Source organism: Synechococcus sp. CCY9201, from assembly GCF_034931105.1.
Lineage (GTDB): Bacteria > Cyanobacteriota > Cyanobacteriia > PCC-6307 > Cyanobiaceae > CBW1002.
The window spans coordinates 42648-64945 of the sequence record NZ_JAYGIC010000175.1 but is presented as its reverse complement, the minus strand read 5'-3'; the positions used below and the strand labels follow the sequence as shown (position 1 = coordinate 64945).

The 22298-nt window shown below is 67.1% G+C and carries 21 protein-coding genes; 9 read left to right on the top strand and 12 right to left on the bottom strand.

Annotation, left to right across the window (positions count from 1 at the left end; all coding sequences use genetic code 11):
* Positions 1–369, top strand: a 369-nt coding sequence (locus tag VB716_RS16995; protein ID WP_323271109.1) for an alpha/beta hydrolase, incomplete at its 5' end; no start/stop codon positions are given.
* A gap of 10 nt (positions 370–379) precedes the next feature.
* On the opposite strand, the gene VB716_RS16990 is transcribed toward VB716_RS16995, so the two are convergent.
* Positions 380–2179 (bottom strand): ABC transporter ATP-binding protein, encoded by a 1800-nt coding sequence (locus VB716_RS16990; protein ID WP_197156574.1) that lies wholly within the window; start codon positions 2177–2179, stop codon positions 380–382.
* Positions 2179–2856: an ATP phosphoribosyltransferase gene (gene hisG / locus VB716_RS16985; RefSeq protein ID WP_322758504.1), complete on the bottom strand. Its 678-nt coding sequence runs from the start codon at positions 2854–2856 to the stop codon at positions 2179–2181. The genes VB716_RS16990 and hisG overlap by 1 nt, the downstream gene beginning before the upstream one ends.
* Before the next feature lie 89 nt (positions 2857–2945).
* On the opposite strand from hisG, the gene gloB reads away from it, so the two are divergent.
* Positions 2946–3743: a hydroxyacylglutathione hydrolase gene (gene gloB / locus VB716_RS16980; RefSeq protein ID WP_197159359.1), complete on the top strand. Its 798-nt coding sequence runs from the start codon at positions 2946–2948 to the stop codon at positions 3741–3743.
* A 19-nt stretch (positions 3744–3762) separates the two neighbouring features.
* On the opposite strand, the gene VB716_RS16975 is transcribed toward gloB, so the two are convergent.
* On the bottom strand, positions 3763–4887 hold the full coding sequence (locus tag VB716_RS16975) for an ABC transporter ATP-binding protein (protein ID WP_323271107.1): 1125 nt from the start codon (positions 4885–4887) through the stop codon (positions 3763–3765).
* A gap of 62 nt (positions 4888–4949) precedes the next feature.
* Here VB716_RS16975 and VB716_RS16970 point away from each other — a divergent pair, with 62 nt between their 5' ends.
* Entirely contained in the window at positions 4950–5366 is a 417-nt protein-coding gene (locus tag VB716_RS16970; RefSeq protein ID WP_323248747.1) for a Rid family detoxifying hydrolase, read from the top strand.
* Between the two features lie 61 nt (positions 5367–5427).
* On the opposite strand, the gene VB716_RS16965 is transcribed toward VB716_RS16970, so the two are convergent.
* A complete protein-coding gene (locus VB716_RS16965) occupies positions 5428–7041 on the bottom strand; it encodes an AAA family ATPase (protein WP_323271105.1) in 1614 nt (537 codons plus the stop codon).
* A gap of 119 nt (positions 7042–7160) precedes the next feature.
* Between VB716_RS16965 and pyrC the strand changes: the two genes are divergently transcribed.
* The 4 genes from pyrC to VB716_RS16945 all read left to right on the top strand — a co-directional run bounded on the left by pyrC (position 7161) and on the right by VB716_RS16945 (position 13487).
* Positions 7161–8243: a dihydroorotase gene (gene pyrC / locus VB716_RS16960; RefSeq protein WP_323271104.1), complete on the top strand. Its 1083-nt coding sequence runs from the start codon at positions 7161–7163 to the stop codon at positions 8241–8243.
* Positions 8244–8354: 111 nt separating this feature from the next.
* Entirely contained in the window at positions 8355–9851 is a 1497-nt protein-coding gene (locus VB716_RS16955; RefSeq protein WP_323271102.1) for a bifunctional orotidine-5'-phosphate decarboxylase/orotate phosphoribosyltransferase, read from the top strand.
* A gap of 133 nt (positions 9852–9984) precedes the next feature.
* On the top strand, positions 9985–10221 hold the full coding sequence (locus tag VB716_RS16950) for a DUF3136 domain-containing protein (protein WP_197156567.1): 237 nt from the start codon (positions 9985–9987) through the stop codon (positions 10219–10221).
* 134 nt (positions 10222–10355) lie between these two features.
* Positions 10356–13487 (top strand): efflux RND transporter permease subunit, encoded by a 3132-nt coding sequence (locus VB716_RS16945; RefSeq protein ID WP_323271101.1) that lies wholly within the window; start codon positions 10356–10358, stop codon positions 13485–13487.
* On the opposite strand, the gene VB716_RS16940 is transcribed toward VB716_RS16945, so the two are convergent.
* The 5 genes from VB716_RS16940 to VB716_RS16920 all read right to left on the bottom strand — a co-directional run bounded on the left by VB716_RS16940 (position 13476) and on the right by VB716_RS16920 (position 18346).
* Positions 13476–14186, bottom strand: coding sequence for an SDR family NAD(P)-dependent oxidoreductase (locus VB716_RS16940; protein ID WP_323271100.1), 711 nt, complete (start codon positions 14184–14186; stop codon positions 13476–13478). The genes VB716_RS16945 and VB716_RS16940 overlap by 12 nt on opposite strands.
* Positions 14183–15088, bottom strand: a complete 906-nt coding sequence (locus VB716_RS16935) for a cation diffusion facilitator family transporter (RefSeq protein ID WP_323271099.1) — start codon at positions 15086–15088, stop codon at positions 14183–14185. The genes VB716_RS16940 and VB716_RS16935 overlap by 4 nt, the downstream gene beginning before the upstream one ends.
* A gap of 185 nt (positions 15089–15273) precedes the next feature.
* On the bottom strand, positions 15274–17094 hold the full coding sequence (locus VB716_RS16930) for a GGDEF domain-containing protein (protein ID WP_323248759.1): 1821 nt from the start codon (positions 17092–17094) through the stop codon (positions 15274–15276).
* Between the two features lie 119 nt (positions 17095–17213).
* Complete coding sequence (locus tag VB716_RS16925; RefSeq protein ID WP_197156559.1) at positions 17214–17720, bottom strand: hypothetical protein; 507 nt, start codon at positions 17718–17720, stop codon at positions 17214–17216.
* Positions 17721–17758: 38 nt separating this feature from the next.
* A complete protein-coding gene (locus tag VB716_RS16920) occupies positions 17759–18346 on the bottom strand; it encodes a hypothetical protein (protein WP_231597977.1) in 588 nt (195 codons plus the stop codon).
* A 641-nt stretch (positions 18347–18987) separates the two neighbouring features.
* On the opposite strand from VB716_RS16920, the gene VB716_RS16915 reads away from it, so the two are divergent.
* Positions 18988–19155 carry a hypothetical protein gene (locus VB716_RS16915; protein ID WP_197156558.1) on the top strand — a complete coding sequence of 56 codons (168 nt, stop codon included), beginning with the start codon at positions 18988–18990 and terminating at the stop codon, positions 19153–19155.
* Between the two features lie 16 nt (positions 19156–19171).
* Here the strand turns inward: VB716_RS16915 and VB716_RS16910 are convergent, their stop codons facing one another.
* On the bottom strand, positions 19172–19468 hold the full coding sequence (locus VB716_RS16910; protein ID WP_416238134.1) for a DUF6737 family protein: 297 nt from the start codon (positions 19466–19468) through the stop codon (positions 19172–19174).
* Between the two features lie 68 nt (positions 19469–19536).
* On the opposite strand from VB716_RS16910, the gene VB716_RS16905 reads away from it, so the two are divergent.
* The gene (locus tag VB716_RS16905) at positions 19537–20265 is read left to right on the top strand and encodes a hypothetical protein (protein ID WP_323271098.1); all 729 of its coding nucleotides are present in this window, start codon (positions 19537–19539) and stop codon (positions 20263–20265) included.
* A 33-nt stretch (positions 20266–20298) separates the two neighbouring features.
* Here VB716_RS16905 and VB716_RS16900 read toward each other — a convergent pair whose 3' ends face one another.
* Positions 20299–20691, bottom strand: coding sequence for an MAPEG family protein (locus VB716_RS16900; protein WP_323271097.1), 393 nt, complete (start codon positions 20689–20691; stop codon positions 20299–20301).
* A 109-nt stretch (positions 20692–20800) separates the two neighbouring features.
* A complete protein-coding gene (locus tag VB716_RS16895) occupies positions 20801–22297 on the bottom strand; it encodes a 1-acyl-sn-glycerol-3-phosphate acyltransferase (RefSeq protein WP_323271096.1) in 1497 nt (498 codons plus the stop codon).
* Position 22298 lies beyond the last annotated feature (1 nt).

Sequence of the window (22298 nt, the reverse complement as noted above, 5' to 3'; positions counted from 1 at the left end):
GCCTCGATTGCGGCGCCACTGCTGGCGGATGCGCGGGCGGCCCGTGGCCTGCTGGCCTGCAGCACCAGCCGCGCGGCGGTGCGGCAACTGCCGGCGCTGACCGCCGAGCTGGTGGTTCCCAGCCTCTGGATCAGCGGCAGCAACGACGGCGTGATGGCACCGCGCTATGTGCGCCATTTAGCTGGATACACCCGCCATCACCGGTTTGAGGAGATGACGGGGGCGGGCCATCTGCCGATGCGGCAGCGGCCGGTTGAGCTGGCGGCTCTGATGCGCAGCTGGTTGGAGGAGGAAGGAATCGGCTTCGTAACCCCTGAGCTGGCCAGCGATCCGATCGCCCCAAGCCCCGAGCCTGTGGGGCGCCACTGAAGGCCGAAGCTCAGAGCCTGGCCAGCCCTTTCTCCTGGAGGTCGGCCAGCTGGGCGTAGAGGCCACCGGCTTCCCGAAGATCGCGGTGGTTGCCCTGCTCGATCAGCCGGCCCTTGCGCAGCACCAGGATGCGATCGGCTGCCTCGACCGTGGCCAGGCGGTGGGCGATCACAATGGCCGTGCGCTCCTGCAACAGCGATTCCAGGTCCCGCTGCAGGGTGGCCTCGGTGGAGGGGTCGAGGAAGGCGGTGGCTTCATCCATCACCAGCACGGACGGATCGCGAATCGCCACCCGAGCCACCGCCAGCAGCTGGCGCTCGCCCGAGGAGAGATTGGCGCCCCGCTCGCGCAGCTCGGTCTGGAGACCATCCGGCAGGCGACGCAGCAGCGGATCGAGACCCAGGTCGTGGCAGAGCTGTTTGAGTCGGGCGTTGTCGATGGCAGCATCGAGCCGGAGATTGTCGGCCACGTTGCCGCTGAACAGGAAGGTGTCCTGCAGCACGACCCCAAGCCGCTGGCGCAAGGTGGGGATGGGCAGCTGACGGATGTCGATGCCGTCGAGCAGGATGCGGCCTCGCTGGGGCTCATAGAGGCGGCAGAGCAGGCGAATCACGGTTGACTTGCCGGAGCCGGTGGGTCCCACAAGGGCCACATGCTCGCCGGGGGCGATCCGGAAGCTGAGATCCTCGAGGATCGGGTCGTCGCTGCGGTAGGCGAAGGAGACGTTCTCGAATACGACCTCGCCGGCACTGGCCCGCAGGGCGCCGCTCCGGATGGCGGCAGCACTGCGTTGCTCCTCCGGGAGGTCGCCGATCTCGATCGGTTGCTCCAGCAACTCACCGATCCGCTCAACGGCCGTGAGGCCACCCTGAATCTGGGTGAAGCGCTCGGCCAGCTGGCGCAGGGGATCGAACAGCCGCTGAGAGAACAGGATGAAGGTGGTGAGCACCCCCAGGCCCATGCTGCCGCTGGTCACCATCCAGCCCCCAAGCGCCAGCACCACCGCCACGGCGGAGAGGGCCACCCATTCGATGAAGGCGGAGATCGAGCTGTCGAACAGGATCGTGCCGGTCACGGCCTTGCGGTAGGCGTCGGTGGTGCGGGCGAAGCGGGCGCTGTTGTAGGCCTCGCGGCGGAACATCTGCACCACCTCCAGCCCCTGCATGTTTTCCTGCAGATCGGCGTTGAGCTGGCCCAGCTCCTCCCGCACCCGGTAGTTGGCCGTGCGGTAGCGGCCCTGCAGCCAGAGGATGCCCAGGGTTACGGGCACCTGGCTGAGCAGCAGCAGCAGGCCGAGGCGCCATTCGATCGAGATCATCGTGATCGCGATCACCAGAAGCGTCACCAGATCGGCCAGCACCCCGAAGGCACCGCTGCCGAACACCTCCGCCAGGGCATCGACGTCGCTGGTCAGCCGGGTCAGCAGCTTGCCCACCGGCGTTCTGTCGTGGAACCGCAGCGACAGGGCCAGGGCGTGACGGAAGAGATCGTCACGGATGCGGGCCGTGAGCCGCTGGCCGATCGCCTGCACGTTGTAGCTCTGGGCGCTCTGCAGGGAGAGCCGCACCGCCACCGCCGCCAGCAGCAGCAGCACGAGCCACCGCAGGGCAGCGGGGACCGGCTGGCCCTGCAGCCAGGCCATGGTGGGTTCGCCCCGCAGAACGGCGATCGCCTGGCCCACCAGCAGAGGTTGCACGGCGGCCGACAGGGCCAGGGGGATCAGCAGCAGCAGGGTGAGCAGCAGTCGGCGCCGATCCCGGCCCAGGTAGGGAATCAGACGAAGCAGACGCTGGCGATCGAGGCTGGCCATCAGCCGGCCTGCGCCAGGGCCGGCTGCGGCGACCGGCTGGCGGGTTGTCCCACGCTGGCGATCCGGTCGATCAGGGTCTGGAGCTCGCCGCCATCGAGCCGCAGCGCGAGGGGATGGCCGATCAGACGGGCGGTGCTGTGGAACAGATCTTCGATCGCCACCAGACCGTTGTCCTGCAGGGTGCGGCCGGTGGCCACCAGATCGACGATCGCCTCGGAGATGCCGGTGATCGGCCCCAGCTCCACCGATCCGGTGAGGTGGATCACCTCCACCGGCAGATCCAGGGCTGCGAAGAAGTCTTCCGCGCACCGGGTGAACTTGCTGGCGATGCGGCAGTGGGCCGGCAGATCCGCCGCCCGGGTGTAGCCGCTCGCGGCTTTGACCGCCACTGCCATGCGGCAGCCGCCGAAGCCGAGATCCACCAGCTGGGCCACCGGCAGTTGGTGCTCGCGCAGCACGTCGTACCCCACCACACCCAGCTGGGCCTGGCCGTAGGCCACATACACCGGCACATCGCCATTGCGCACCAACAGGGCGCGGGCGCGGCCACAGCTGCTCGCCACCATCAGCTGGCGGTTGTCGGGATCGAGCAACGACGAAAAATCGAGACCGGCCGCTGCGAAGCGCCGCACCGAATGCTTGAGCAGAGCTCCTTTGGCCAGGGCGACGGTGATCATGGCGGGCTCGGCGGGGGGCGCGCAGCCAGCGCTGCGGCGCAGATCATGCAGCGGTGATCATGGGACCGAGCCGCAGCCGGACTTTAACGATGGGACTGACCACGCCGGGACTGGAGACCCCACCGCACCTTCCAGCGCCTGCTCTCGAGGTCTCGCTGCTGCCGGTGCTGCAGGACAACTACGTGTTTCTGCTGCGCCGTGGCAACGAGGCGGCGGTGGTGGATCCGGCCGTGGCCGAGCCGGTGATTGCCGCCCTGGAGGGCCAGGGGCTGGAGCTGGTGGCGGTGCTCCAGACCCACCATCACAGTGATCACATCGGTGGCACACCGGCGTTGCTGCGGCGCTGGCCGCAGGCGGCCGTGATTGCTTCCGCCGCCGATCGCTCCCGGATTCCCTTCCAGACCCGCGGCGTGCGCGGTGGCGACCGCTTCGAGCTGCTGGGAACAACGGTTCAGGTGCTGGAGGTTCCCGGTCATACCCGCTGCCATCTCGCCTTTCACCTGCCGAAGGAAGAGCAGGGCGATCCGGTCGGCGGCCACCTGTTCTGCGGTGACACCCTGTTTGCCGGCGGCTGCGGGCGACTGTTCGAGGGCACACCAGCCCAGATGCATGCCTCCCTCCAGAGCCTGGCGGCCCTGCCTGCCGCCACCCGGGTCTGGTGCGCCCACGAATACACCGAAGACAACCTGCGCTGGGCCGCGGCCGAGCAGCCCGGCGATGCGGCGATCGCCGCCCGGCTCGCCCAGGTGCAGAACGACCGCCGCCACGGGATCCCCACCATTCCCAGCACGATCGCGCTGGAGCGGGCCACCAACCTGATGGTGCGGGCCACCACGGCCGAGCAGCTGGGCGAGCGCCGCGGCCGCAAGGATCACTGGCGCGGCTGAGGGGGCTGGCGGGCGCTGCTCAGAGCGCCACCAGTGCCTGCCGCTCCGGAAACAACAGCGCCGATTCACCGCGGCGCAGGCGCAGGCGGCAGCGTTGCCCGCGAGGATGTTCCTGCTCCAGAGGCAGCCGCAGCCGCAGTTGCACCGCCGCCGCACCCGAGCCCTGCTGCACCTGATACAGCCAGTCGCGGCCCAGGAACTCGCGGCCCATCACCCAGGCGTCACCCTCCCCGTCGGCTTCGAGGCTGATCGCCTCCGGGCTGATCAGGGCTTCGAGCACCTCGTCCTGGGAGGGCTGGAGATGCTGGCCGTCGAGGGGAGCCAGCCGGCCCAGGGCCGTGTCGAGATGGTCGCCCTGCCGCCGGGCCGGCACCAGGTTGCCCTGCAGCACAAAGCGGCCCACGAAGGGTGTGGCAGGCCGCTGCACCAGATCCCGCGGGCTGGCGCACTGATCGAGGTTGCCGTTGCGCAGCACCGCCACCCGATCACAGATCGCCAGGGCCTCTTCCGGGTCGTGGGTCACGATCAGGCCACTGGCGCCGCAGCGGCTGAGCACCGCCGGCAGTTCGCTGCGCAGCCGCAGGCGCACCTCCACGTCCAGGTTGGAGAAGGGTTCGTCCAGCAGCACCACTGAGGGCCCTGGCGCCAGGGCACGGGCCAGGGCCAGGCGCTGGCGCTGGCCTCCCGAGAGCTCGTGGGGATACCGCTCCTCCAGCCCCTTGAGCCCGAGCAGTTCCAGCAGCCAGGCCGCTCGGCTGCTGTCCTGGCCGCGCCGCAAGCCGAAGCAGGCATTGCGCCAGGCATCGAGATGGGGGAACAGGGCATAGTCCTGGAACACCATGCCGACGCCACGGCGCTCCGGTTCCAGCCAGCGGTTCGGCCCCGCCACCACCCGGCCGTCGATCGCCACGCTGCCGCGGCTGGGGTGCTCGAAACCGGCGATCAGCCGCAGCAGGGTGGTCTTGCCGCAGCCGGAGGGGCCCAGCAGGCCCACCAGCTCACCCTGGGCCAGGCTGAGATCGATGCCCCGCAGCGTCCAGGCTTCAGGGTCGGTGCCGGGATAGCGGTGCCACAGCCCCTCGATCCGCACGTGCTGGCGCCGCGGCAGATCGGGAGGCATCAGGGAGTCGAGGTCGCTGGCCATGGGGCCGGGGCCGGGAAGGGCCATAGTCTCAGCCGTCATCTTCTCCCAACGGTCCCCGGGCCATGAGCGCGTCCTCCCCCAGTGGTGCCCCGCAGCTGGAAGCCGTGATCACCAGCGACGCACCGGCCCCGGTGGGTCCCTACAACCAGGCTGTGAAGGCGGGCGGTGTGCTCTATTGCTCCGGCCAGATCGCCCTCGATCCGGCCACCGGCGCCATGGTGGGCGACGGCGACGTGGAAGCCGAGACCCGCCAGGTGCTGACCAACCTGCAGGCGGTGCTGGCCGCCGCCGGCTGCACGTCCCAGCAGGTGGTGCGCACCACGGTCTTCCTGGTGGATCTGGGGGATTTCGCCCGCGTCAACGCCCTCTACGCCGAGGTGTTCGGCGCCGGCATCTCCCCGGCGCGGGCCTGCGTGCAAGTTGCGGCCCTGCCCAAGGACGCGCGGGTGGAGATCGATTGCATCGCGGTTCTGGCCTGAACTGGGCTGGCCTGAGGCGTGATGCCCGCCGGCGTGATGTCCGGAGGCGCTGCCGGTCGCTTCAGACCCTGAGGCGTTGCCTCAAGGCGGCGGTGGTGCATTCCGGGTCGGCCGTTGCGTCGACCTGCACAGCCTGGGCCCGCTCGTCGGAATCCAGCGATTCGAGCGTGTGCCACTGCTGCCGTACCACCGCCGCGTCGGCGTCGGAGGGATCGTCCCCCCGGCGGCCTCGCTCGGCGATCCGTTGCAGCACCAGCGCGGCAGGGGCGCTGAACTCCAGGATCACCAGGGGCACGCCCCAGCGCCGCGCCCGCTCCGCCCAGGCCTGCCGCTGACGTCGCCGCAGGAAGGTGGCATCCACGATCGGTGTGAACCCACCAGCCAGCACCGCTTCGGCCAGCTGTGGCAGGCGCTGCTCGAACAGCAGGTCAGACATGGCGGCTCCGTACAGGGGGCCGCTGGCCTGGGGGTGCCGCTGGCGGGGCTCTCCCCACAGGCCCGCCAGCCGTTTGCGTTCCACGTCGGAACGGATGCGGATCGCCCCCAGCCGTTCGCAGACCTGCAGGCTGTGGTGGGATTTGCCGGATCCCGACACCCCGTGGGTGAGCACCAGTGCCTGCGGAGTCGGCCGCATCAATCCCTCCGCCAACGCCAGATAACGCTCCACGCTGGCCGCTGTGGACGGGTCTCCAAGGGGGGACAGGCCCTGCTGCGTGGCGCGCAGCACCGCCACCTTGGCCCGCACCAGGGCGCGGTAGGCCTCATACCAGCGCCAGAGCCGCAGGCCTTCGTAGTCGCCGCTGCTCTCCAGCCAGCGGTTGAGAAGCCGCCAGCCCAGGCCCGCATGGCCGCTCTGGTGCAGATCCATCACCAGGAAGGCCAGATCGCTGATCACGTCGATCCAACGCAGGGCCGGGTTGAACTCGAGGGCGTCGAACACGGTGATCCGCCCGCCCAGCAGGGCCATGTTGCCGAGGTGCAGATCGCCGTGGCCTTCACGGATCCGCTCCGCCTGGCGGCGGGCGGGCAGCAGCGGCGCCAGGGCGGCCAGGGTGGTGCGGCTCCAGTCCTGCAGGGGCCGCAATCGGGGGATCAGGACCTCCACCGCCATCAGCGCCGCGATGTTGGCGTCCGCCGGCGCCACCACCGCCTCGAAGCTGCCGTAGGGGCCTGACGGAGCGGCGATGGCGGCCCGGGCCTGAAAGCAGGCCAGATCGTGGGCCAGCCGATCGATCATCCCGCCATTGATGGCACCCCGTTTCAGGGCGGCCGGCAGCAGGTCGTCCTGATCGAACTGGCGCATCCGCACGGCCACATCGATCATCGCGTCGAGCTCGTCTTCGAGGGGAGCGTCGCTTGGCCCCATCAGGGCCTCGGGCGGGCCGAAGCGGGCCTGCCCCACCGGGCCGAGAATCGGCACCACGTCCAGGTAGAGATCGGGCGCGAGCCGTTGGTTGAGCCGAAGCTCCTCGGCGCAGAACTGGCGGCGGAGCTCCAGGGTGGAGAAATCGACGAAGCCGAAGCTCACCGGTTTCTTGATCTTGTAGGCGTAGGGCCCGCTGAGCAGCACCCAGGAGATGTGGGTCTCCAGCAGGACGATCCGGCCCACGGGATGGTCGTAGGCCGCTGGGCGCCGCAGGGCTGTGATCAGGGCGTTCGCCTCCCGGTAGGTCACCTTGCCGGTGCCGCTGGCTCCAATGTGGCGGCCCGGGGGTGTTTCAGCCGCCTGGATCGGGCCGGGCGGCGGCCGCTGCCTAGGGTCAATCCTGGCTTGTCCCTGTTCTGCCGTTGCCCATGGCTGTCGAGCGCCTCACGATCCGTCAGCCCGACGACTGGCATGTGCATCTGCGCGACGGCGCCATGTTGCAGGCCGTGGTGTCCGACACGGCGCGGCAGTTCGCCCGGGCGATCGTGATGCCCAACCTGCGGCCGCCGATCACCACGGTGGCGGCGGCCCGGGCCTACCGCGAACGCATCCAGGCGGCCCTTCCGGATGGATGCACGTTCACGCCGCTGCTCACCGCCTACCTCACCGACACGATCGATCCGGCAGAGATTGCGGCCGGCTTCGCCGACGGTGTGTTCACGGCCTGCAAGCTCTATCCGGCCCACGCCACCACGAATTCGGCGGCGGGAGTCACCGATCCCGCGGCGATCGCGCCGGTGCTGGAGACCATGGAGCGGATCGGCATGCCCCTGCTGATCCATGGCGAGGTCACCGAGGCCTCGATCGACATCTTTGATCGCGAGGCGGTCTTCATCGAGCGCCATCTGCAGCCGCTGTTGCAGCGCCATCCCGCTCTGAAGGTGGTGCTGGAACACATCACCACCGCGGATGCGGTGGATTTCGTGCGCGGGACGCCCGCCAATCTGGCGGCCACGATCACACCGCACCATCTGCACATCAACCGCAACGCCATGTTCAGCGGTGGCCTGCGGCCGGATTTCTACTGCCTGCCGGTGGCCAAACGGGAGCTCCATCGCCTCGCCCTGCGGGCCGCGGCCGTCTCCGGTGACCCCCGCTTTTTCCTGGGAACCGATTCGGCGCCCCACGGTCGCGCCGCCAAGGAGACGTCCTGCGGCTGCGCCGGCATCTTCAACGCACCCTGGGCCCTGGAGAGCTACGCCCAGGTGTTTGATCAGGAGAACGCCCTGGAGCGGTTCGAGAACTTCGCCTCGGTGTTCGGTCCCCGCTTCTACGGCCTGCCCCTCAACGAGGGCACGATCACTCTGGAGCGGGTGCCCCAGCCGATTCCGGCGCAGCTGCACCGCAATGACGCGGCGGGCCGGGCGATCGAGCTGGTGCCCTTCCATGCCGGCGAGACCCTGCCGTGGCGTCTGGCGACCCCTCTGGCCCACGCGATTGCCGCTGGATGATCCACACCTGGATGGCCCGGATCATCCAGGTGCGGATCAATAAGTCCTGTGTCACGCAGGTGTCTGCTGCAGAGCGGCCGGCTTAGCACCCATCCATGCCGCCCCCCGCGCGTGGGCTTTTTCGTTTCCCTCACCGAAGCCATCGCCGAGAACCAGTCGCTGCTGGTGACCGGGCTGGACCCCAACCCGGAGATGTTGCAGAACTGGGTGCAGCGCCGTGGCATGGCGGGCCGCTCCTTCCTCAGTCAGGCCCGCTACTGGATCAAGGAGGTGGTCGAGGCCACCTCCCCCCATGTCTGCGCCTACAAGCCCAGCCTCGGCTTCTACCAGGCGCTCGGTCCGATCGGTCTGGAGCTGCTGCGCGAGGTGCGTGAGCTCGTGCCGCTCAGCATCCCCTTGATCATCGACGCCAAGCACGGCGATCTCAACACCTCCTCGGCCCTGGCGCATTACCTGTTCCGCGATCTGGGGGCCGACGCCGTGACCCTCTCCCCCCTGGCCGGTCAGGACATCGCCGCCCCGTTTCTGCTGCATCCCTCCCGGGCGGTGGTGGTGACCTGCCACAGCTCCAACGCCGCCGCGCGGGTGCTGCAGCACTATCCCGACGAGACCAATCCGCTCTATCTGCGCATCGTGCGCGAGTGCCAACTCTGGGCGACGCCGGAGCAGTTGCTGCTGGAGGTGGGCACCAGTGATCCGGAGATCCTGGCGCGGGTGCGCCAGGAGGCGCCGGAGCGGTTTCTGATCCTGCGCAGCCTCTGGGGGGAGGAGGAGCGCCTGGAGGCACTGCTGCAGGCCGGCCTCACCGCCGCGGCCGATGGCCTGCTGCTGCCGCTGCCCCAGAACCTGCTGGTGGAAGACGACATCGGCCCGAGGGCCGAGCAGCTCAAGCTCCGCATCGAGGAACAGCGGTTGCGTTGCCTTGAAGCCCGACCGATCGGCGGTGATGGCTCCTGCCAGCTGTGGTTACCGCAGCCCGAGGCGGCCGTGGATCCGATGGAGGAGTTGATCGTGGATCTCTTTGATATCGGTTGCCTGCTGTTCGGTGAGTACGTGCAGGCTTCGGGGGCCGTGTTCAATTACTACATCGACCTGCGTCAGATCATCTCTGATCCCAATCTCTTTCACCGGGTTCTGCATGCCTATGCCGAGGTCATCGAGGGGCTGCCGTTTGATCGCATCGCCGGCATTCCCTATGGATCTCTGCCCACGGCCACTGGGTTGTCGCTGCAGCTGCACAAACCACTGATTTATCCCCGCAAGGAAGTGAAGGCCCACGGAGCTCGCCGCTTGATCGAGGGGGATTTCGATCCCGGTGATCGTGTGCTGCTGGTCGACGACATTCTGATCACCGGCCGTAGTGTGCTGGAAGGCATCGGCAAGCTTGAAAGTTCGGGTCTGATCGTTGACGACGTTGTCGTGTTCATCGACCACGGCGGTGTCGCCGATTCCAGCGCCCGCGAGCGGCTTGATGCGGCTGGAGTCCGTTGCCATGCCGTGCTGGACATCGATCGCATCACCGCGGCCCTGCGGGCTGTGGGCCGCATCGGTGAGACCGAGCTGGCGGTGCTCGAGCACAGGACGCCAGTCACGGCCTCGGTGCCCTGATGGGAGGGCGCCCTCGTGTGTTGCGATTGTCCCGTGGCCTCGGTAGCGACTGTTGCCGAAGCGCCCCGGTGCCACGATCAACCCGTAGGGTGGTCGATGACCGCACTCAACCCTCTGGGTTGCACGGAGGCCTATGACCAGCGTCAAGCCCCTCACAGGAGTGTCTCAGACTCTCACCATCGGGGAGCTGGAAGCCAATTATTCCCTCTATTGCAAGGCCATGCGCCTGCTGCTCAAGGAGGGCAAGGCGATTGAAATGATCAAACGCACCGTCTGCTGGAGTCGCCTCGAGCAATTGCATACCTGTCTGCCCAGCCGCTACAAGTCGCCCGATTACCTCTATGTCGTTCTGAAGCGCGACATCGGCTGAGTTTTCGCATCCCAACCCCCACGCCCTCGCGCTGAACGGCCCTTTCCGGCAGGATCTCAGCGTCAACAGCCACTCCTCCCTTAGGCGGTCGCTGCTGACTCTTCCTTGAGTTTCCCTCCTGAGCTGCTGCCGTCTTGAAGTCGGTCTCCGATCCCTTCCTGCGCCGCCCGGTGCTCACCCTGGTCTGCAGCCTGTTGGTGCTGCTGATCGGCTTCGTCAGCCTGGCGGGCCTGCCGGTTGAAAATCTGCCTCCGATCGCGCCGGGTCGGGTGTCCGTGAGGGCCAGTTATCCCGGTGCGGGCCCCGAGGTGGTGGAACAGGGGGTCACCAGCCTGCTGGAGAAGCAGCTCAACGGCCTGGAGCGACTCGATTCGATCCGCTCGGTGAGTTCCTCCAACGGCAGCCTGATCACTCTCTCGTTCGAGGGTGGTGATCCGGAGATCAACCAGATCAACACTCAGAATGAAGCCACGGTGGTGGCGCGGCAGTTGCCGGCCCAGGTGGTGCGTCTTGGCGTTCAGGTGCGCCGCAGCTCCGATGATCTGCTGATGGTGCTGAGCTTCAGTGCCGACCGCAGCCAGTACGACGATGCGTTTCTGAGTGGCTGGGTGGAGCAGACGGTGCGCGACCGCCTGCAGCGGGTGAACGGCGTGGGGGAGGTGGCCCTGTTCGGTGGCAGCTCCCTGGCCTTCCGGCTCTGGCTCGACCCTGCGGCCCTGGAGGAGCGCAACCTCACGATCAAGGACATCAGCGACGCTCTCGAAGACCAGAACGTGCTCGCCACGCTGGGTCAGGTCGGAGAAGCACCATCGCCCGCCGATCAGCTTGTCACCCTGCCTCTGCGCATGGAGGGCCGGCTGCGCAGTGTCGCCGAGTTGGAGCAACTGGTGGTGGCCCGCAGTGGCAACGGCGGCATCACCCAGTTGCGCGAGGTGGGGCGGGTGGAGCTTGGCAGTGAGTCGTACGACACGATCGCCACCAACCTGGCCGGCGATGCCGTGGTGGCGATCGGGGTGTTTCAGCGCGACGGCAGCAATGCCATGGAGGTGAGTCGAGCGGTGAATGCCGCTCTCGATGAATTGCGGCCGCGCTTTCCTCCCGGGGTGGAGCTGCAGCTGATCGTGGATGAAGCCGACAACGTGCGGGCCAGCATCGACCAGACGGTGGTCAGCCTGCGGGATGCCGTGCTGCTGGTCTTCCTGGTGCTGATGCTCGGCCTGGGCAACAGCCGCCTGGCTCTGATCACTGCCGCAGCGGTGCCGGTGGCCCTGGTGGGATCCCTCAGCGTGCTGCTGGCAACCGGCACCTCGATCAATACCCTCAGCCTGTTCGGCATGGTGCTGGCCACCGGCCTGGTGGTGGACGACGCCATTGTGGTGAGTGAGGACATCGGCCGACGGCTCGAGAACGGCACCCCGCCGATGCAGGCGGCCCGCGAAGCCATGCACGAACTGGGTGGGGCCGTAATCGCCACCTCGCTCGTGCTGGTGGTGGTCTTCCTGCCGATCCTCACCCTGTCGGGAAGCCTGGGTCGCCTCTATGCCCCGATCGCCATTGCGATCAGCGCGGCGATCGTGTTCTCCACCTTCAACGCCCTCACCTTCACCCCAGTGGCCGCCAGCCGGCTGCTTCACGCCGAGCGGCGTGAGCCCGCCTGGCTGGCCCGCTGGATCACCCCTCCCCAGCGCTGGCTCGAGGCGCTGGAAGCTCCCTACGGCCGCTGGCTGGATCGGGTCATGGCCCGTCCCCGGGCGGTGCTGGCCGTTCTGCTGGTTGGTCTGCTCTGCACCGGGTGGGCCCTGCAGCAGCGGCCTACGGCCTTCATCCCCCAGGAAGATGGCGGCCAGTTGCGTGCTGCGGTGGTGCTGCCCGATGGCGCCGCCCTGCCCCAGACCCAGCAGGTGATGGAGCAGGTGCGTCAGGTGATCGCCGCGGAACCGCTGGTGGCCAGCGGGAATTTCTATGCCGGTCGCTCCTTCGGAGACAGCAGTCCGAACAAGGGCAGTGTGTTCCTGCGGCTGCGACCGATCGAGGAGCGGCGCTCCGCCGATCAGAGCAGCGCCGCCGTGGTGAAACGTCTTAATGCAGCTCTGCGCGGACAGGTGCGCAACGGTCTGGTGCAACTCAGCGAGGCCCCCACGGTGCGGGGGTTCAGCAGCGAGGGCGGCCTGGAGCTGGAACTGCTCGATACCAGTGGCGGGCAGCTGAGCCTGAGCGATTTCCAGCGGCAGGCTGAGGCCTTCATTGCCGAAGCTCAGGCCAGTGGGCTGTTCGAGAGGGTGTCGACCCGGTTCACCGCCGATTCGCCCCGCTTGCTGCTGGTGCCCGACCGGCTGCAGATGGCGTCGTTGGGGGTGAAGTTGTCCGATGTGGTGGACACGCTCGGTGCCAGCTTCGGCAGTGAATACGTCAACGACAGCTTCGAGAGCGACGAGGTGCGCCGGGTGATTGTGCAGCTCGATGGTCGTCATCGCCGCGATCAGACCGATGTGCTCTCCCTGCGCGTGCGCAACCGCGACGGACGGCTCATCCCCCTGGCCCAGCTGGTGAGGGTCGAACAGGACACCGGACCCACCACGATCAACCACAGCCGTCTGGCGCGTGCCATCTCGATTCGCGCCCTGCCCAAGGCGGGGGTGAGCACGGGCCAGGCGATGGCAGAACTGGAGAGGCTGGGCAAGAGCCAGGGCAACAGCACCGATCTCGAATGGGCTGGACTGGCACGGGAGGAGCGCAAGGCAGGCGGAGGAAATCTGCGGGTGTTCGCCCTGGGGGTGGTGGTGATGGTGCTGGTGTTAGCCGGCCTGTACGAGAACTTCGCCGACCCGTTCATCATCCTGATCACCGTGCCTCTGGCTTTGCTGGGGGCGGTGCTGGGCCTGGCCCTGCGAGGCCTGCCGCTGGATGTCTATGGCCAGATGGGCCTGCTGGTGCTGGTCAGCCTGGCCGCGAAGAACGGCATTCTGATCGTGGAGTTCGCCAACCAACGGCTGGCTGAAGGAATGGACCTGCAGGCGGCGATCCACCGCGCCGCCCTGGCAAGGGTGCGACCGATCCTGCTCACGGCGATCTCCTCGCTGGCTGGATTTCTGCCGTTGCTGTTTGCCAGTGGTGCCGGCTCAGCCAGTCGCATCAGCATTGGCACCGTGGTGTTCTTTGGCCTGCTGGTGGCCACAGTGCTGACCCTGTTCGTGGTGCCGGTGATCTACCGACTGGTGAAGGGCTGGGAGCGCCGCCGTCTGCAGCCCCACAGTTCAGCTCTCTAGCTGGCAGCTCACCGCGTAATCGAACGGCACTGCAGCCGGGGGCAGATCAAGCAGGTGGGCGACTGTGGCGGCAAGACTCTCCGGCTGGGTCATCGCGTCGGGCGTGAGCGTCTTGACGCCTGCCGCCATCTCGGTGTTCACCCAGCTTGGGCAGAGGGCAGTGACCCGGATTCCGGCGTCCCAGCCTTCGTTGCGCATTGCCTGACAGAGGCCCAGCAGGGCGAACTTGCTGGCGCCGTAGGCAGCGAGGTTGCCCTTGATCCGCTTGCCGCTCATCGACACCAGCACGATCAGCCTGCCATCGCCACCGGCGACCAGATGGGGCCAGGCCGCTCGACTCAGCCACCAGGGTCCCATCAGGTTCACCTCAAGGGTGTGGGCGATCTCGCGCTCCTCGCCGCTGGCGAAGCCCACCCCCACCCGCGAGAAGATACCAGCGCAGTGGACTACCGCATCAAGGCCGCCGAAGTGTTCCACACTCGCCGTGACCCAGGCCTGGGCGGCGCCGGGGTCGGTGGCCTCGTAGGGGTGGATCATCAGGGTCTCGTTGCTGCCTCGGGTGCCAAAGACGGTCTTCATCGCGTCGGGGCTGCGCACACCCAGGCTGAGCCGATGACCGCCGGCATGCAGCCGCTTGGCCACGGCCAGGCCGATGCCCCGGCTGGCTCCACTGATCAGAATCGTGCGGGTGCGATTCACGCTGGTGTCTCGCCGGGCTTCACCCATTCCAGTTCCAGAGTGGAGTGATCGATGCCCAGCTCGGCCAGTCGCTCACGGGCCTGTGCCAGCAGCGCGGTATCGCTGACGCCGTTGTTGCGGCACCGCAGATGGGCGGTAAGGGCGGTGCGCGAGGTGCTCATTGCCCAGATGTGCACATGGTGAGCTTTCTCCACGCCTGGCAGCTGCTGCAGGGTCTGGCGCACCAGGTCCAGCTCAATCGGTCGCGGTACGCCATCGAGGTTCACCAGCACCGCCTCCCGCATCAGCCCCCAGCCGCTCCAGGCCACGGCCAGGCCAACACCGACCGCGGTGAGTGGATCGATCCAATCCCAGCCGGTGCAGCTCACCAGCACAGCGCTGACCAGCACCGCCGCCGATACCGCCGCATCCGTGAGCAGATGCACCACCGCGGCCTTGCGGTTGAGATTCCGGCCGTGGTCGTGGCCGAACAGGCGTGCCGAGAACAGGTTCACCAGGATTCCCGCTGTTGCAGCCCAGATGACCGGCGTGCTGCTGATCGGCTGGGGATCCCGGAGCCGTTGCAGCCCCTCGACGATCACCACGGCGGCGGCCATCAGGATCAGCGTCGCATTGACCAAGGCAGCCAGCTGGGTGCTGCGTCCGAAGCCGTAGGTGAAGCGGCCGCTGGCCGGGCGGTCGCTGAGGTGCTCCGCTCCCCAGGCCAGCAGCAGGCCAGCCACATCGCCGAGATTGTGGATCGCATCGGAGATCAGGGCGAGCGATCCGAAGCCGACACCGATCACGATCTGCAGGCCGGAAAGGACGCTGTTCAGCAGCACGCTCCAGCGGAATGCCGATCCCCTGGCGCCGGATATCCCTGGATCGTGGCTGTGGCTGTGGCTGTGGCTGTGGTTGGACATCACGGCCATTCGCTCAGGACTTGCGGTCGGGGGTGTCGCTTGGCCGCAGGACCAGCACCACCGACCCCGCCACGATCAGCAGGATGAGCCCCAAGCCGGCCAGCACCGGCAGCAGAACGTCGTTGTCCATGTCATGCAGGGGTGCCGCGTGCCCCATCCTGGCGGCGCGGCAGGGCAGTGGCCAGTCAACCCACCGTGACCTGGTTGCGACCGTTCTCCTTGGAGGCATAGAGGGCCGCATCGGCGCGAGCCATCAGGGCCTCGGCATCATCCTGGCCGGGACTGTAGGTGCTGAGGCCTAGACTGATGGTCACCTGCACTGCCGTGCCATCGAGGATGGTGACGGCTTCCGCGACACCGAGGCGTTGCAGTTCGGCGTAGTTGCGACCGGTTTCGCTGGAGCAATTCGGTAGCAGGATCGTGAATTCCTCACCACCACTGCGACAGAAGCAATCGGTGGCCCGAAGGCGGCTGCGGATCGTATCGGCGACGTTCAGGAGCACGGCGTCGCCCATGGCATGGCCGTAGGTGTCATTAACGCGTTTGAAATAATCGATATCAAAGCAGAGATAGCTCAGCTCGCTTTCTTGACGATTAGCGCGAGCGATCTCATCTTCCAGTCGTCGAACAAGTTCTCGACGGTTATAGCATCCGGTCAGTGGATCAGTAGTGCTGAGATGATGCAGCTCCTGGCGTGATTTCTCGAGCTTGGCATTCATATCTTCCAGCTCCAGGCTGAGCCGGTTGACGCGCAGGAGCCGACTGTTGATCAGTTTCACCATGGCATTGAGCTCCAGGATGACGGAGGTTGCCAGGCTGGGTACCGCGTAGAGGCTGGCTTTGCCACTGCCCTGCCTGGCCTGGTGGCGGAAGATCGGGGCCAGCACCTTCACGAACTGTTGATCGAGGCTGCGGCCCAGCCAGTGGCTCAGCAGCGCCCCGATCAGGATCACCCAGGCCATCAGTCCCACGGTCTGAGTGGTTTGACGTTGCAGCGCCTGGATCGTTTCGGCGGCGGAGTAGGCCACGGTGGTCTGGGTGGAGGTTTGGCCTGTGAGGTGACGATCAATCGTGGTGTCGTAGATCCAGTAGCCCTGTTCGAGCCTTCGCTTCCAGGGTTGACGATCACGAGGGATCTTCAAGGTCAGACTCTGTACTGAAAGGATCGGCTGATCAATGGGTTCGTAGTCGCGGGTCAGGGTCTCGAACAGTTTGGTGTCTGTGCTGTGGATTTCACCATTTCCCTGGTGGATGCGTACCTCCATGCGCTCCGTTCCATTAGGCAACGCCCGTTTCATGACGGCAAATTCAGCGTCTGTCATCGTGATCGCCGCATTGGCGACCAGTCTGAGCATGTGCTGCTCTCTCTGTTGCAGGGATAGCTGAAGATTGCGGGACAGAAGTGAGCTGACCGCGAAGGTGGGGATGGCGATGGCCAGCAAGACGATGCTGATGCTCAATCCCCGAATGGAGATTCCCTTGACGACAATTTTCCCTGGAAAGCGATATTTGATCACCAGGTAGAGCGTGAAGCCGATCGTGGTATTCACAACACTGTTCACGCCTTGCACCAGCGCCTGTGTCAGCCCGTCGACGCTGCCCAGGTTTGGCAGCAGTGCGGTGAACAGCAGAATGATCGGAGTGCCGGCTACAAGCCAGAAGCCGACATCCGCCAGGATGATGCGGCCGTTATCGGCATTGCGGCGGCCTTCGTTGAGGCGATCCAGAAACAGCTTCAGCCATACCGCTTCCAGCAAGACAACAGCAAGGCACCAGGGACCCCGTTGCCAGGTTTCCGCCAGTGCCTCAACGGCACCCACCAGAACGCCCCACCAACCGAACCGCAGCACGGCGAAGACGGTGGCGATCGATCCCAGTTGCCAGCGGGCTCCAAAGAACGGCTGAAGGGGAAGCAGACTTCCCGCCGCTGCCCCAACGGCCAGTGCCGCGACGGCCCAGTGTTCACCGAACCATTGCCTTGGGTTGGAGCCGGCAGCCCAACGCATCGGTTCTAAGTCGTCAGGGTTGATCAGTCAGTCTTGCGCCCGATCGGCCTGGTCGATTGTTCAGGACAGCGTGGCTGGTGGAGTCCCCGAGTTGGTTGTCCGAGTGGATGGTCGTGATATCAGCGGTAGGGCGCCAGGCCAAACCCCTCGCGTTCGCTGAGCCCGGCCCCTGGTGATGGCACCCTTGCCGGAGGCGTCGCATAGGGCCTGACGGCGATGCCGTTGCCGCGGCCCCGGACACCAGAGGGGATGCTGCCTCGGCGCAGCTGAGCCAGCAACGGATCACAGCCTCCGGCACTTCTGATCACCTGCTCGACTTGTCGGGGGGAGATCCCTGACTCCCATCCCCTTGGCCAGCCCCGTCGCTGGGCCTGGTGGTTGACCAGAGTCCGGGCCTGGACGCGGTCGAGTTGGCCATCTGAGTACAGGCACTGCACGACGGCCAGGCTGGCCAGCTGGTCGGACGGTCGGCGAGGAACGGTCGTCGGAAATTGCGGCCGATTGCCGTTGTCGTTGAGTCCGGGAATACCGAATCCACCACCAAAACCACCACCAAATCCGCCTGGAGCAAGGCTGGAGAACTGACTCAGGGCTGCCATGGCCAGGGAGAGAAGCAGGTCGTTCATGGTCGAATCCGGGCTTGATGAGTCAATGAAGAGAGGCGTCAACCGCAATAGCGTTCGAACAGTTGGATCACCTGCGATGGGGGCAGCTGGGCTGTGTATCGGGCCTCCAGCTCTCCAGCCCGTTGGCGGGCTGGATAGAGCCGCAGGGAAGCCAGATCCTGTGGTGATCGTTTGGCCAGGGCCTCGGCCATGGAGCGGTGGTAATTCGGATCGGTGATGGCACCGCCGCGGCAGGCCTGCATCCGGTGGGTGGCCTCATGGGCCAGGGTGTTCCAGACCTCCCTGGGGTTGCTGTGCACTCTGCAGATCACGATCGTGTCGCTGCCGTGGCTGTAGAGGCCCTGCAGCCCCCGCTGGGTGCAGTCGCGTTGCACCACCTGAACCCCGGAACGCTTCAACAGCAGCCGCAGGCGATCGATCGCTTCCCAGTTGGTCGCCCCTGCTGCCGTGGGGACAAGGGCCAGGCCGATGGTCGCCAGCCCCAGAAAGGCAAGCCCCAGGATGTCGCTCAGGCTCCGTTCAAGACGAATCGGGGCCTCAGGGGGCCTGGGCTCCTGGGGGGTATGGGTATGGGGCACGGCCAGTGGCTGGCCATCAGCCCGTGGGACGTGATGGGGGAGATTCATGGCGGCAGGTGAGCCACGTCTTCACTGTCCGTCCGAACGGGCCCGTCAGGTGTGACTTGCCGTGGCCAAGGTGTGACCGGATGTGATCACAGACTCGGTTGGGGGGCTTCCTTCATCGTTCTGGGTGACGACAACCATGCGCGAAGAGCGGCGGTGAACCCAAATCTCCGGGGATTCCGCTGGCACCTGCCCCCATGGTGAACGGTTGCCAGGTGCGCTCACCGGACGTGGCAACACCGAGTCGGCGAGCGATCGGGTCGGCGCTCCTCTGGGGCAGGTCGCTGTTGCGGTTCGTGAGTATCCAGTGATTCCGGGGCGTTGGTGAGCACCCGTGGCGGGCATGTCCAGCGGCCAGGTGCCGAATCCCCGGGAGACAAGCTGCGACTGGTCCGAGCTTGAGCCGCAGGGTTGGATTGGACATCGCCCGGGACATGGAAGAGCCCCACGTTGAACTCCGCAACTGGCTCATGAAGTTCCGACAAGCACCCTGGCGGCAGGTGATGGTTGCGCGCAGGCGCGGACTGTGCGGCCGGGGTCGATCGCCTGGCCAGAAGCACCTGCAGGCGAAGTGGAAAAGCAGGGCCCGGCGCAGCTTCCGCAAAACAACGTTACAATTCTCACAATCTTTGGATTGAGCAGTCGTGGGTGAGCTGGTCGATGTGGGTGGAGGACTCCAGGGTGGCTTCGGGATCGTGTCTGGGATGGTCAGCCTTTTCGCCCTCGGCCTCTACGCCCTTCTCCAGGGTGATCGGGAGAACAACGATGACGACGACAATCACGGCGGTGGCTTGATGCAACCAGTGGCCTGATACCTCCTGGAGTCTTTCAGGCCTGCTCGGGGGTTTCTGGCTTTTCATGGTCCAGCTGTGCCCGATAAGCCGCTGGAACCAGCACCAGGAACAGCAGCCACCACAGCAGCACCCCCGAGGCCACAAAGCCGCTCAGCCACCAGCGGTGCAGCAGCCACCAGCTCGCCGCCACCGCCACCACTCCCGTCAGCAGAATCGACCAGGGCTGGCACCACCAGGGCTTGGTGGACCAGATGCCCGGGCAGGCTGTCGCCTGGGCCGATGGAATCTGCGGCAAGCCTGAGCGCGCATTGGACACGGTGGGTTCGGACACAACCGTCCTGGAGGCTCACAACCCTCCCATGGTCCCTTCACGGCAGCCCTTCGGCTCACTCCATGCCCATGACCACCAACGCGCCGCCTCTGACCGTTCGCCACGGCCCGGGACCTGCATTGCCGCGTGGAAGTCAGCGGCGCACCACCCTGCTCCAACACAACGCCGGCCTCTGGCAGGGCACCTTCATCCGACTCGACGGCCAGGGCCATGAGCTCGACCGCTTTGCCAGCCATCTGGAGGTGCAGGAACTGATCACCGGAACCGAGGATCAGGACCTCCCTGAGATCGAGGCGGCCCTCACGAATGGCAGCACCGGTGCGGTCCGCACGATGCGCTTCCGAGAGCCCCCCTCGGAGATGCAGATCTCTGGGGATGGCCACTGGAGCCTGGGCCCGAGCCGGATCGGCCCCTGGACCTGGGTGAGCGAACTCTGTGTGGTGCTGGGGGATCGGCGGCGTCGGGTCGTGATCGAGCTCGCCGCCGAGGGCCTCTCCAGCCTGGTCTATGTGATTGAAGGGCGCCCGGGCCGCCAGGATCCTGTTCCACCAGCTCCGCTTCGTCTGCCGCCTCCCACCACCGTGTGGCAGGCGAGCGGGCTCTCCTTGCTCCGCTGGCAGCCGGAAGCGGATGTGCTGATCGACATCCCGCTGCAACGTCAGCCGGATCAGCCCCAGCTGGTGGCCCTGCAGTGGCAGCCGGCCTGGGCCAGCCATGGCGCTCGCATCGAGCGGCGTCACGATCGTTATGGCCTGCTTGAGTCGATCAATTGCAGGGCTCCAGAACCGCAACCTTGATCCCGTGGCGATCGCGGTGGTTCAACCGGGCCTTCAACCCAGCTGGGCCACCACGCCCACGAAGGCCATCACCAGCAGGGCCACGCTGACCAGAAAGGCGATGCCGAAGCCGGGGCCACGCTTGTCCGGCGCCTGCATGTAGCCCACCGCATAGGCGATCCGCGCGCCGATCCACACGAAGCCAAGGGCGCAGGCCACTCCGGCCTGGTTGAGGGCCACCGCCATCCAGAAGGCGGGCAGGAAGAACACCAGCTGCTCCAGGGTGTTCTGCTGGACCCGCAGGGCGCGCTCAAATCCCTCGGGTCCTGTGGTGGCGGGGGGCTTGACGTGATGCTGAACACGCGCCCGGCCCACCAGCAGGGCCGTGGCCTGGTACAGCACCAGGGCCAGGATCGTGACCAGAGCAGGCAGGGGCGGCAGGCTCATCGGAATGGGGCGGCAGGGGCCTGGGGCAAAGCGGATCGTCTCATGGCCAGCCGGATCCAGCCACCACCATCACCAGTCTCTGGGGCTTGAACGATGGGTCTTGAATGATTCAGATCCATGCCTGCTCGAAGGCTGCCTGGATGCGGGCGGTAATGGCCTGGGTCTGCTGCCGAGGTCGTCCGGCCGTGTCTGGACCATCCGGTGCGATGGCCTGAGCCGGCTGCGGGCCCTCCGGCCGCAGCTGGATCGGTTCGGCCACCTTGAGCCGCACCTGCCGAGGCCCGAGCCCAGGCCGGCGCGGCAGCCGCGCCCCCTGCAGCCGCTCCAGAGCGTCGTGGAGCAAGAGGGATGTTTCGGCGAAGCGCTCGAAGCTGGGGCGGCGTGCCACGTAATCGCCGGACACCGCCACCAGGCCCTCCGCCAGTCGCATGTGCACCAGGGCCATGGCCGCATCACGGGCGAGCCAATCGGCCAGGGCGCGATCCAGGGAGGCCAGGGCGCAGCGGGGCGGCAGGTCCTCGCGAAACTGGCGCCGCCAGCCCTCTTCCTCCAGCCGGCGGCACCGTTCTTCGGGGGTGCCGCCGCCGCTGAGACCGAGGCGGTTCTCCGCCACCGCCAGGGCCCGATCGAGCAGTGCCCGGATCCGCTCACCCCGGCCGGGCGAATCCGTCCCCCTCCCCTGGGCGGCAGTCTGCCGGGGGGCAGGTGCTGGGGACCCCAGCTTGAGTTGCGGGGCAAGACGTTCGTAAAACCGCTCCAGCTGCTCGATCAGCACATCCCCGATCGCCAGCAGCCGCGGGTAGAGCCGCAACGCCGTTTCTGTGATGGCCCCGTTGTCCTGGATGGCCGCGCCCTCCGGCGCTTCAGCCTCTGGCATCGTGCCGGCCCGATCGCTTGTCAGACCCACCAGCCCTTCCAGCCGCTCCAGCAGCTTCTCCAGTGCTCCCCAGTTCTGGCGGCGGTAGCGGTACTGCAGGCTGATCGGCACGATCCACACGGCTTCGGTGCGGCCGGCACGGTCCAGGTCCTGCACACACCACAACCCCAGCTGGGCCACACCGTTCTCCAGGGGGCCCAGCTGCTCGCCGTGGCCGTTGGTGGCCCCCTCCGGAGCCACCGCAAAGGGACAGGCTCCCTCCAGCACCAGGCGCCGACTGGTGCGCAGGGCCGTCCAGTCGGGGCGCCGGCCGCGCCGCAGCGACACTCCCCCCAGGCGGGAGAGCACCCAGGCGAGGCCGCGTCCGCCCCAGAGCGGCATGCCGCGGTCGTAGAGGAACTGGGCATGCAACGGCAGATGCAGGCGCACCCCGTGTCGGCGGGCCAGGGCCGGCACCCCGCGGGAGAACAGCCACAGGGCGGCGAGGGGATCATCCACTTCCCCATGGCGGAACGCCAGGATCAAGCGCAGGTTTCCGGCCTGAAAGCGCTGGAAGGCCTCCACCAGATGCTCCCCCTCCACCAGCTCCAGCCCTTCGATCCGCGCCGGCAGCCACACGAACCAGCGGAAGCGCAACAGCAGCGGCAGCAGGCCATGCAGCAGTCGCACCATCGCCATGCTCAGGCGAGGCGGGATCGGTTCCAGGCCCTGGCCGTTCCGTCCGTGCATG

Coding starts and splice junctions, on each gene's coding strand:
- VB716_RS16990 (WP_197156574.1), bottom strand. CDS start 2,179: ATGGCCAGCCTCGATCGCCAGCGTCTGCTTCGTCTGATTCCCTACCTG.
- hisG (WP_322758504.1), bottom strand. CDS start 2,856: ATGATCACCGTCGCCCTGGCCAAAGGAGCTCTGCTCAAGCATTCGGTG.
- gloB (WP_197159359.1), top strand. CDS start 2,946: ATGGGACTGACCACGCCGGGACTGGAGACCCCACCGCACCTTCCAGCG.
- VB716_RS16975 (WP_323271107.1), bottom strand. CDS start 4,887: ATGGCCAGCGACCTCGACTCCCTGATGCCTCCCGATCTGCCGCGGCGC.
- VB716_RS16970 (WP_323248747.1), top strand. CDS start 4,950: ATGAGCGCGTCCTCCCCCAGTGGTGCCCCGCAGCTGGAAGCCGTGATC.
- pyrC (WP_323271104.1), top strand. CDS start 7,161: ATGGCTGTCGAGCGCCTCACGATCCGTCAGCCCGACGACTGGCATGTG.
- VB716_RS16950 (WP_197156567.1), top strand. CDS start 9,985: ATGACCAGCGTCAAGCCCCTCACAGGAGTGTCTCAGACTCTCACCATC.
- VB716_RS16935 (WP_323271099.1), bottom strand. CDS start 15,088: ATGTCCAACCACAGCCACAGCCACAGCCACAGCCACGATCCAGGGATA.
- VB716_RS16930 (WP_323248759.1), bottom strand. CDS start 17,094: ATGCGTTGGGCTGCCGGCTCCAACCCAAGGCAATGGTTCGGTGAACAC.
- VB716_RS16925 (WP_197156559.1), bottom strand. CDS start 17,720: ATGAACGACCTGCTTCTCTCCCTGGCCATGGCAGCCCTGAGTCAGTTC.
- VB716_RS16920 (WP_231597977.1), bottom strand. CDS start 18,346: ATGAATCTCCCCCATCACGTCCCACGGGCTGATGGCCAGCCACTGGCC.
- VB716_RS16905 (WP_323271098.1), top strand. CDS start 19,537: ATGACCACCAACGCGCCGCCTCTGACCGTTCGCCACGGCCCGGGACCT.
- VB716_RS16900 (WP_323271097.1), bottom strand. CDS start 20,691: ATGAGCCTGCCGCCCCTGCCTGCTCTGGTCACGATCCTGGCCCTGGTG.
- VB716_RS16895 (WP_323271096.1), bottom strand. CDS start 22,297: ATGCACGGACGGAACGGCCAGGGCCTGGAACCGATCCCGCCTCGCCTG.